Source organism: Candidatus Sordicultor fermentans (genome assembly GCF_012728195.1).
Classification (GTDB): Bacteria; Atribacterota; Atribacteria; order Atribacterales; family Caldatribacteriaceae; genus Sordicultor; species Sordicultor fermentans.
Genome location: NZ_JAAYFP010000043.1, coordinates 22,493 through 31,689 on the forward strand (window position 1 = coordinate 22,493; position 9,197 = coordinate 31,689).

The window sequence follows — 9,197 nt, forward strand, 5'->3', positions numbered from 1 at the left end:
TTAAGGGGGAAATAGCTATGGCTAATTTATGGGGAAAAGAAATTACCAGGGAAGAAATCTTAAAAAGAGTAGGCGATATCTCTCAAATTGGAGGGGTAAAGCTTGCTGAATTAAGTGAAGGTGTAGAGAGAGGGGTAAGAATAGCTGAGGTTAACTCTGGTGGAGGTTTGACTTATACTGTTCTCCTGGACCGGGGGATGGATATTGCCTGGACCAGCTTTAAAGGCATGAATGTTAGTTGGCGTTCCGCTACTCGGAATTTAGCTCCTGCCTTTTTTGAGCCCGAAGGCTTGGGGTGGTTGCGGGGATTCCATGGGGGGTTAATGAATACCTGTGGCCTGACTTATGCTGGGGCTGCAGGACGAGACAAGTCTAATCATCCTTTTTTAGAGGAAGAAGATTTTGGTTTGCATGGTAGAGCCTCTTATCTTCCGGCCAGTAATCTGTGGGTAGACGGAGCCTGGCAAGGGGATGATTACTTAATGTGGGTGCAGGGAAAGATAAAAGAATCTATAGTGTTTGGAGATAAAATAGCTCTCTACCGAAAAATCTGGAGCCGTTTAGGAGGCACAACTATCCATATTGAAGACCAGGTGGTTAACGAGGGCTGGAATGAGAGCCCCTTTATGATTTTATACCACATCAACTTTGGCTATCCTTTGTTGGATGACGGTGCCAGGTTATTCCTCCCGGTGGAGAAAACTGTGCCTCGAGATGAGATGGCAGAAGAAGGAAAAGAAGAATGGCATCTTTTTTCTTCTCCCCAAAAAGGGTATTTTGAAAAAGTTTACCTCCATTATCCTAAAACTTTAGAAGATGGTTATGGTGCCTCTTTATTGGTGAATGACCGGCTTAAAATGGGGGCCTATGTTAAGTTTAGCAAAGATACCATTCCTTATTTTACAGAATGGAAGATGATGGGGGAAGGAGAATATGTGTTAGGTATGGAGCCGGGCAACTGTTTTCCTCTGGGTAGGCGCCGGGAAAGAGAAGAGGGGAGATTAGTAACTCTTCAACCCGGGGAATCTAAGAAAATTTCTCTGGAAATTGGCATCTTAGAAGGAGAAGAAAAAATAGAGCAGTTCAAAAAATATTTAAAGATGAGCTAAAGATAAGGAGGAGGGCTAAATTTGCCCTGGTAGATGATAGAGTAGGCAAAGTAATTAGCCATCACCTTCTTTAGATAATTTTGCGTTTCAGAAAAGGGAATAGATTCAGCAAAAAGGTCAGGGTCGGTGGAGAGAGTTTCTAACCATTGGTCTACTCTGCCCGGCCCGGCATTATAAGAGCAAATAGCGGGATAGAGTTTTCCTCCAAAACGATTCCAGAGATAGGAAAAATAGCTCACTCCAATCTCTAAATTTTTTTCGGCATTTAGAAGAAGAATGGAAATATCCTCTTCTCCTCCTCCATCTGCCCATCCTTTTTCTATCACCCATGAAGCAGTAGAGGGCATAACTTGAGCCAATCCCATAGCTCCAGCAGAGGAAATAGCTGCTGAATCGAAAAAACTCTCCGCTCGAATAAGGGCAAGAATCAGGTAAGGGTCTAACTCATCTCCAGTTAGTTTCTGAATAGAAGGCAGAAAAAATTCCGGGTAAATTTGCCGGGCTAAATTGAGAGGAATTCTTTCTCCTTCCTGAAGATAAAGAGAATAGAGAATGCTTTTTTGATAATCTCCTTTTTGGGTATACAATTCATTCAATTCTCGATAAAAGCCTTTCTTTTGAGAGTTCTTAGAGAGAAGAAATAGAATTTCTATCTCAGCATTCTCCCACATCTCTATTTTCTTCAGAAACTGGTACTTTGTCCAATGTTCAGAATAGGAAATATTTGCCGGGTCTACCTGAGGGAGAGGAACTTCCTCATCAAAAGGGAAAGGAAGGACAACTCCTCTGTCAGACAGCTCTTGCCAGGCTCGGGCATAATAGTAATCTATTTTCCCGCCTTCCACTATTTCCTCTAAATCTTCTAAAGAAGAATCAATTTTAAATGACCAGAAAAGTGCTTTATTTTTTTCTTCAGAAAAACTTTTTAGCTTTTCTAACATTTCTTGTGCTGAATACATCTGGTTTCTGTTGTAATAGAACCAGAATAATTCCCAGACGGGTGCGCTCTTTTCTGGGAAACGGGAAATAATCTTCTCCATTGTTTCTAAATATCTTCCTTCTTCTCCCATGGCTCGGAGAGAAAAAGCTAAATTCTGGTAAGTATTAAAAGCATATCCGCTCTCGGGGTAAAGAAATAACAGCCTTTCATAAATTTGAGTTGCTCTTCCATAATTGGCCTTTCTCTGTTCTAAAACTCCCCAGTAGAATAGAACCTCTTCTGTTTCTCCTCTTTTTAATAAATTTTTACTTATTAGCTGTTCCAATTCTTCCCAATTCTCTTCTCTGACGAAAATCCGGGCGCGAAGAGTGAATATATCTACCTGCTGGGAGGGGGGAAGAAACTCTTCTATCTGGTCTAAGAAATCTTTAGTTTTTTCAGTAAAACCCAGAGAAAAGAGGAAATTAGCTAAAGAAAGACGCTGAGAGGGAAAGAATTTTTCTGGAGAAATCTGGGGAAGCACAGGCAAAATGAGTTCTCGAGTTTCTCGAGAACTCAGGGTAGGAAAAACATAATAGATGTGACAGAGTAAAAGGGTAGCTTCTTCGAGGTAGCCGAGATTAACTAAAGATTGAAATGTTATTTTCAAGGCTGATAGCCTGTCTTCCTCTCTTTCTGAATAAGTAAGAACTTGAATGGAATAGAAAAGAGCAGAACTGAAAAAGTCGTTTTCCAAAAAAGATTGAGCTAAACGTAAAGTGATATAAGGTAAAAGGGGAGAGGAGGGAAAGGAGTTTGCCAATCTCTCTTTCCATATAACGGCTTTCTCTAAGTCTCCGTTTTCTATACAGTGAAGAGAAGATAGATAAAAGAGGTGATCTAGCCAGAAATAATCTTTTTCTGGCGACAGGGAGGAAATTTCTTTTTCTACTTCTTCTTCTCGACTAAGGTTGAGGAGAGATACGAGATAGAGAAAAAGCTCTTCTCCTTCTTCAGGCTTAAGAGAAATTATAGTTTCATAGTCTCCTTGCCGAAAAAGCGCATATAAATCAGTTTCATTAGCTGAGCTTAAACTAACATTGAAAAAAATAGCTGTTCCTACGATTAAAAACAGCCCCAAAAAAGATAAATTCCTTACCCTCATCGCTTTTTAATGATAGCATATTAAGAGAAAGGAGGAAAGGGTGTATGAGGAATCGGGAGGTAGCACAACTTTTAGAAAATATTGCTACTCTTTTGGAGATGAAAGGAGAAAATCGTTTTAAAATAGTGGCTTACGAAGAAGCGGCCCGCCGCATAGAAAGCTGGCCTGAGCCTATTGAAGAGGTGTGGAAAGAAGGGAGATTGAAAGAGATTCCCGGGGTAGGGGAGAGTATCGCCAGTAAAATTGAAGAATATCTTTCTACTGGTAAACTATCTTATTTGGAAGAATTAACCAAGGAAATCCCTCCTGAAGTTGTTCATCTTACTGCTATACCGGGAGTGGGGCCTAAGATTGCTAAGCTTCTCTACGACCAGCTGGGGATAAAAAGCATTGAAGATTTGGAAAAAGCTATCGCTGAGCAAAAATTGCGCCATCTTCCTCGCTTGGGGGTAAAAAGTGAAGAAAAAATCCGGAAAGGTATAGAGATGCTTAAGAGGCAAAGTGGGAGAATGCTTCTGGGTCAGGCTCTTCCTTTGGTGGAAGAAATAATAGAGGTTATTCAGGAAAAAAGCGGAGTGACTAAAATCAGCCCAGCAGGAAGTATCCGCCGGATGAAAGAAACCATCGGAGATATCGATATTCTGGTGGCTTCTTCTACTCCTGAATCTATAATGGATATTTTCACTTCTCTACCTCAGGTGCGAGAGATAATTGCCTGGGGGACTACTAAATCCAGTATTGTTACCCAGGAAGGGATACAGGTGGATTTGCGAGTGGTAGAAGAAACATCTTTTGGAGCGGCCTTGCAATATTTTACTGGCTCCAAAGCTCACAACATTAAATTGCGAGAAATTGCTCTTAAAAAGGGATTTAAAGTGAATGAGTATGGGATATTCCGACTGGATAACGATAAGCGAGTGGGAGGAGAAAAGGAAGAAGAAATTTATGAAACTCTGGGAATGGAATGGATTCCTCCAGAGATGAGGGAAGACCAGGGAGAAATTGAACTGGCGCAGGAGAAAAAGTTACCTGTTCTTATCGAGATTGGTGACCTTCAGGGAGACCTGCACGCTCACTCTAACTGGAGTGATGGAGTAGCTTCCATAGAGGAAATGGCAGAAGCAGCTCTTTCCCGGGGTTACAAGTATCTGGCTATCTGTGATCATACTCAATCTTTAGCTGTAGCTTCCGGTCTTAGCCCGGAGGAGATTCGAGAAAGAAGAAAGGAAATCGAGCGATGGAATAAAAAAGGGAAAGGACTCCGACTTTTAGACGGGGTAGAAGTCAATATCATGAGCGACGGTTCTCTTGATTTTCCTGATTCTGAACTGGAAAAGTTAGAAGTAGTGGTGGCAGGATTACATTCCGGTCTAGGACAGGGGGAAGAAAAAATCTTGCGTCGTCTGGAAGGAGCAATGAAGAACAAATATGTTCAGGTAATCAGTCACCCTACCGGGCGTATCCTCAACAGGAGAGATGCCTATCAGGTAAATCGAGAAAAACTTTTCTATCTGGCCAGAGAAACCAGAACCTCTTTAGAGATTAATTCTCAGCCTGAACGTCTGGATTTGAGTGACGTAGATGCTCGACGAGCTCGAGACCTGGGAGTGAAATTGGTTATTTCTACTGATGCTCATAGCCCTTCTTCCCTGGATTATATTCGTTATGGAGTAGCCCAAGCTCGTCGGGGCTGGTTGCGAAAAGAAGACGTGCTGAATACCTTTAGCTTAGAAAAACTACTGGAATTCCTTAATTGCAAGAAAAAAGCTAAATAGTAATTTCTTCTGGTGTGGCAGGCATTTTTCTTTTGTGCTCGCTTGCTCGAATTTTGCTTTTTATCTGAGAAAGATAGGGTTCCTCCACTTTTTTATGAAGGATAAACTCATCAATTTTTTCATAAGTGATTCCCATTTCTTCTTCGTCAGTTTGTCCTTCCCATAGCCCCGCGGAAGGGGGTTTCGTGATGATAAAAGAAGGGAGGTTGAGAAACCGAGCTAATTCTATTACCTCGGTTTTGGTAAGGTGAGCAATGGGTAAAATATCTACTCCTCCATCACCGTATTTGGTGAAATAGCCTACGGTTATCTCGCTCCTATTGGAAGCGCCGCAGACTAAATAATTTAATCGGTTGGCAAAATAGTAAAGGGTACACATACGCAGGCGAGGTTTTAAATTAGCCAGAGCTAAAGAACGGCTATTTTCTTGTTTTTCTCCTAAAACTTCTAAGAAAGCATCGTAAGGTTTTTCTAAAGGAATGACTCGGTGGGGAATAGAGAACATCTGAGCCACTTTCAGGGCGTCCTCTAAATCCTGGGGTATGCTGTAACAAGGCATCATGATTCCCAGAGATTTTTCTCCCAGGGCTTTCTGGGCTAAAACGGCTACCACTGACGAATCAATGCCTCCACTCATTCCCAGTACCAATCCTTGAGCTTTAGCTTCTTCTACTTTTTTTCTCATCCAGGTAATGATTTTTTGTGTTTCTTCCTTCCAATCTCTCATAATTTTCTCCTGTTAGGGAAATAGCTTTTTTAAAGCAGGGTAGGCATCTCTAAATTTAGGGTATATTTCAGCATAAATTTCTGCTGCTTTTCTCTCCGGGAGAACGGGGTTTCCATAGCGGATTATTTTAGAAATAATTTCTTCTTCTGAAGATTTTTCTGTTCCCATCATAGCCAGGATGCAAGCGCCAGTAGCTGCTTCTTCTCTCACCTGGGTGGTGAAAAGGGGAGCATCAAGAACTGAGGCCATGATTTTTCTCCATAAGGCGCTTTTAGCTCCTCCTCCAGAAAATACTATACGTTGCGGTTCTACTCCCAGCTCTTTAAACACTTCGGTAACATTTTTTAATCCTAAACATACTCCCTCCATGATGGCACGAATGAAATGGGCTCTTCCGTGGGTGAGGTGGAGGTTGAGAAAGGACCCTCGGGCTCGGGGGTCCATGTAAGGAGTTCTTTCTCCGATGAGATAAGGGAGAAAAAGTAAACCATGTGATCCAGCTTCCACTTTTTGAGCTTCCTGGTCTAATTCTTTAAAATCAAAAGCCTGAAGCGGAGAATCAAGAACTGATTTTTTAAACCAGCTAAGAGCAAGACCAGCACAAAGAGTGGCACCTAAAAGATGCCAGAACCCGGGGATAGCATGACAGAAAGTGTGAATACGCAATTTATCATCAACCAGAGGTTCACAGAGAGGAGTAAATACCTGTCCTCCAGTTCCTATGGTTATTAAAAGCTCTCCTTCTTCAGTTATACCATTTCCCAGAGCAGCGCAATGCTGGTCACCTGCTCCGGCTACTAAAAGGACCTCTCCCTTTAAACCTAATTCTTCTTTAACCTCCTCTTTCATCTGACCGATTACCTGAGTGGATTCATAAACCGGAGGAAAAATGTTATCGTTTAATCCTAAAATTTCTAAAACTTCTTCCGACCAGTTTCTTTTTCGAATGTTAAAAAGAAGAGTGGAAGAAGCGTCAGCCACATCAGTAGAAGGGGTAAGCCCCATTTTAATTTTCAAATAATCTTTAGGCAAGATTGCCCACCTTATGCGGTTGAAGATTTCTCTCTGGTTTTCTTTGAGCCATAATAGGGTTGGTGCCATAAAACCGGTAGCTACATCGCTTCCGCAGATAGTAGCTAGTTTGTCTTCCAATTTTTCTCGAATGATTTTTACTTCCTGGTGACTGCGCTGGTCTGCCCAGATGATAGCAGGATAAAGGGGTTTAAGGTTATCATCTATTATTACTGTTCCATGCATCTGGCCAGAAAAACCAATGGCTTTAACATTAACTTGAGGAATCAAGTTCACTAATTCTTTTATTGCTTCTTTGGTTTTCTCCCACCAAATTTCAGGGTTCTGTTCTGCAAACCCGATTTGAGGAGTTAAAATGGGGTATTCACGGCTGGTGGAGCCTAAAAAATTACCCTCTTCATCCCAGCCTATTACTTTGACTCCCTGAGTTCCTAAATCAATGCCCAAAAATTGTTCCATTCTTTTTTCCCCTTTATTTAGTAAAATGAAGCAACTAATTTCTTTAATTTACGTGTAGTATAACATAACTACAGGGGGTAAACACACCCCCTGTTACTCTCTGGAAAAGCAAAACAGAAACATAAAATACAAAAATCACCGAGGGGAAAATTTTCTCATCATAAAAGGGATACTTCGCCCTTATAGTTTCTGAAATTAACAAGGATAAAAGCATATGTTAACCGGGTAAAATATTATAATTGTCATTTACTTTTTTGCGCCACGGGCTGTTAACCATAAAACACCCATTGAACCCTGGTTTAAAAAAATATATAATGACCAGAGTTGAATTTAAGATTTTTTTAAGGAAGAGGTCTATGAGTCGCTTAATTACTGAAATGCTGAAAGAGGAAATAAAAAAAGTTCTGGCGGTGGATTTTCCAGAGGTGGTAGATGAAAAAGAAATTACTGTTGAGCCTACCCGTGATAAGAGCCATGGTGATTTTGCCACTAATTTGGCTTTTATTCTTTCTCGGAAAGTGAAGAAGCCTTCTCGGGAATTGGCTACCAGTTTACAACTCTCTCTCTCCCGGAATTTGCAGAATTTTGCTCGAGTGGAGGTAGCAGGGGGAGGCTTCATTAATTTCTTTTTAGAGGATGAAATTTTATTATCCTTTATTCAGGAAGTGGAGGGAGAAGGGGAAGATTTTGGAGCAGTGAACTTAGGCAAAGGAAAGAAGACCCAGGTGGAGTTCGTGAGTGTCAATCCTACCGGTCCTCTGCATGTGGGTCACGGCAAGTGCGCTGCTTTTGGAGACAGTCTGTCTCGTATCTTAAAAAAAGCTGGTTTCCAGGTGGAAAAGGAATATTATGTTAATGATGCGGGGAGGCAAATTGACCTTTTAGGAGCTTCTCTGGAAGCTCGCTTTCGCCAGCTTTTAGGGGAAAAAGTAGAAGTTCCCGAAGAGGGTTATCAGGGAGAGTATCTCATCCCTATTGCGGAGGAATTATTACGGGAAAAAGGAAGTGGAGTTTTAGACCTTCCTCCTACGGATCGTTCAGAAGTATTCCAGAAGTTTGCAGTGCAAAAGATTCTGGATAATATTTGCCGTGATTTAGCTGATTTTCGGGTGCATTTTGATGTGTGGTTCCGGGAGAGTTCTTTATATCAAAAAAAAGAAGCAGAAGAAATATTATCTCTTCTGAAAGAGCGAGGATATGTCTATAATAAAGATGGTGCTCTGTGGCTCCGGACTACTGATTGGGGAGATGACAAAGATAGAGTATTAGTGAGAGAAAATGGATTGCCTACTTACTTTGCTTCTGATATTGCTTATCATTGGAATAAATGGAAAAGAGGGTTTCAACTGGTTATTGACATCTGGGGGGCAGACCATCACGGCTACATCCCTCGAATGCACGCAGCGATGTGTGCTCTGGGTCTTCCCGAAGATTTTCTGGAAATTTTTATTGTGCAATTTGTTACTCTTTTGCGAGGAGGGCAACCAGAAAGAATGTCTACAAGACAGGGTGAGTTTGTACCCCTGAGGCAGTTGATTGACGAGGTAGGAGTAGATGTGGCCCGCTATTATTTTTTAATGAGAGATCCAGCTACTCATCTGGAATTTGATATAGAAGAAGCGAAAAAACAGTCTATGGATAACCCGGTATATTACGTTCAATATGCCCACGCTCGTATTTCTTCCTTATTTAAGGAAGCAGAAAAAAGAGGATTTACATCGTTTCCTTTGACTTATACTTTGTCTGAATTTCCCAGTGAAGAGGAGAGAGAAATTGTCAAAAAAATAGCTTATTTTCCGGAAACAGTGAAACGCAGTGCTCTTTTGCGTCAGCCCTATTTGATTTGTAATTATCTTCAGGATTTGTGTGGATATTTTCACTCTTTTTATAACCTTTATCGGATAATCGATGAAGACAATATAGAGCTTACCTCTTTTCGGCTAAGTCTCTGTCGAGCGGTACAAATTGTACTGAAGAATGCTTTTCAACTTTTGGGAATTTCCGCTCCTGA

6 protein-coding genes are annotated in these 9,197 nt (G+C 41.2%); 3 read left to right on the top strand and 3 right to left on the bottom strand.

The features are described from left to right. The first annotated feature begins 17 nt into the window (after nt 1–17). Nucleotides 18–1,109 (top strand): aldose 1-epimerase family protein, encoded by a 1,092-nt coding sequence (locus GXZ17_RS02300; protein ID WP_409375676.1) that lies wholly within the window; start codon nt 18–20, stop codon nt 1,107–1,109. Here the strand turns inward: GXZ17_RS02300 and GXZ17_RS02305 are convergent. Next, a complete protein-coding gene (locus GXZ17_RS02305; protein ID WP_409375677.1) occupies nt 1,106–3,169 on the bottom strand; it encodes a transglycosylase SLT domain-containing protein in 2,064 nt (687 codons plus the stop codon). The genes GXZ17_RS02300 and GXZ17_RS02305 overlap by 4 nt on opposite strands. A gap of 68 nt (nt 3,170–3,237) precedes the next feature. On the opposite strand from GXZ17_RS02305, the gene polX reads away from it, so the two are divergent. Beyond that, nucleotides 3,238–4,968 carry a DNA polymerase/3'-5' exonuclease PolX gene (gene polX / locus GXZ17_RS02310; protein WP_409375678.1) on the top strand — a complete coding sequence of 577 codons (1,731 nt, stop codon included), beginning with the start codon at nt 3,238–3,240 and terminating at the stop codon, nt 4,966–4,968. Here the strand turns inward: polX and nadE are convergent. Further along, nucleotides 4,961–5,695: an NAD(+) synthase gene (gene nadE, locus GXZ17_RS02315; protein WP_409375679.1), complete on the bottom strand. Its 735-nt coding sequence runs from the start codon at nt 5,693–5,695 to the stop codon at nt 4,961–4,963. The genes polX and nadE overlap by 8 nt on opposite strands. A gap of 12 nt (nt 5,696–5,707) precedes the next feature. After that, complete coding sequence (xylB, locus tag GXZ17_RS02320; RefSeq protein ID WP_409375680.1) at nt 5,708–7,186, bottom strand: xylulokinase; 1,479 nt, start codon at nt 7,184–7,186, stop codon at nt 5,708–5,710. A gap of 356 nt (nt 7,187–7,542) precedes the next feature. Here xylB and argS point away from each other — a divergent pair. Next, nucleotides 7,543–9,197: arginine--tRNA ligase (gene argS, locus GXZ17_RS02325; protein ID WP_409375681.1), on the top strand; the 1,655-nt coding region annotated here is incomplete at its 3' end.

What these genes read in the sequence shown, in the direction of transcription:
- GXZ17_RS02300 (WP_409375676.1), top strand. Translation starts at nt 18, where the DNA reads ATGGCTAATTTATGGGGAAAAGAAATTACCAGGGAAGAAATCTTAAAA.
- polX (WP_409375678.1), top strand. Translation starts at nt 3,238, where the DNA reads ATGAGGAATCGGGAGGTAGCACAACTTTTAGAAAATATTGCTACTCTT.
- nadE (WP_409375679.1), bottom strand. Translation starts at nt 5,695, where the DNA reads ATGAGAGATTGGAAGGAAGAAACACAAAAAATCATTACCTGGATGAGA.
- xylB (WP_409375680.1), bottom strand. Translation starts at nt 7,186, where the DNA reads ATGGAACAATTTTTGGGCATTGATTTAGGAACTCAGGGAGTCAAAGTA.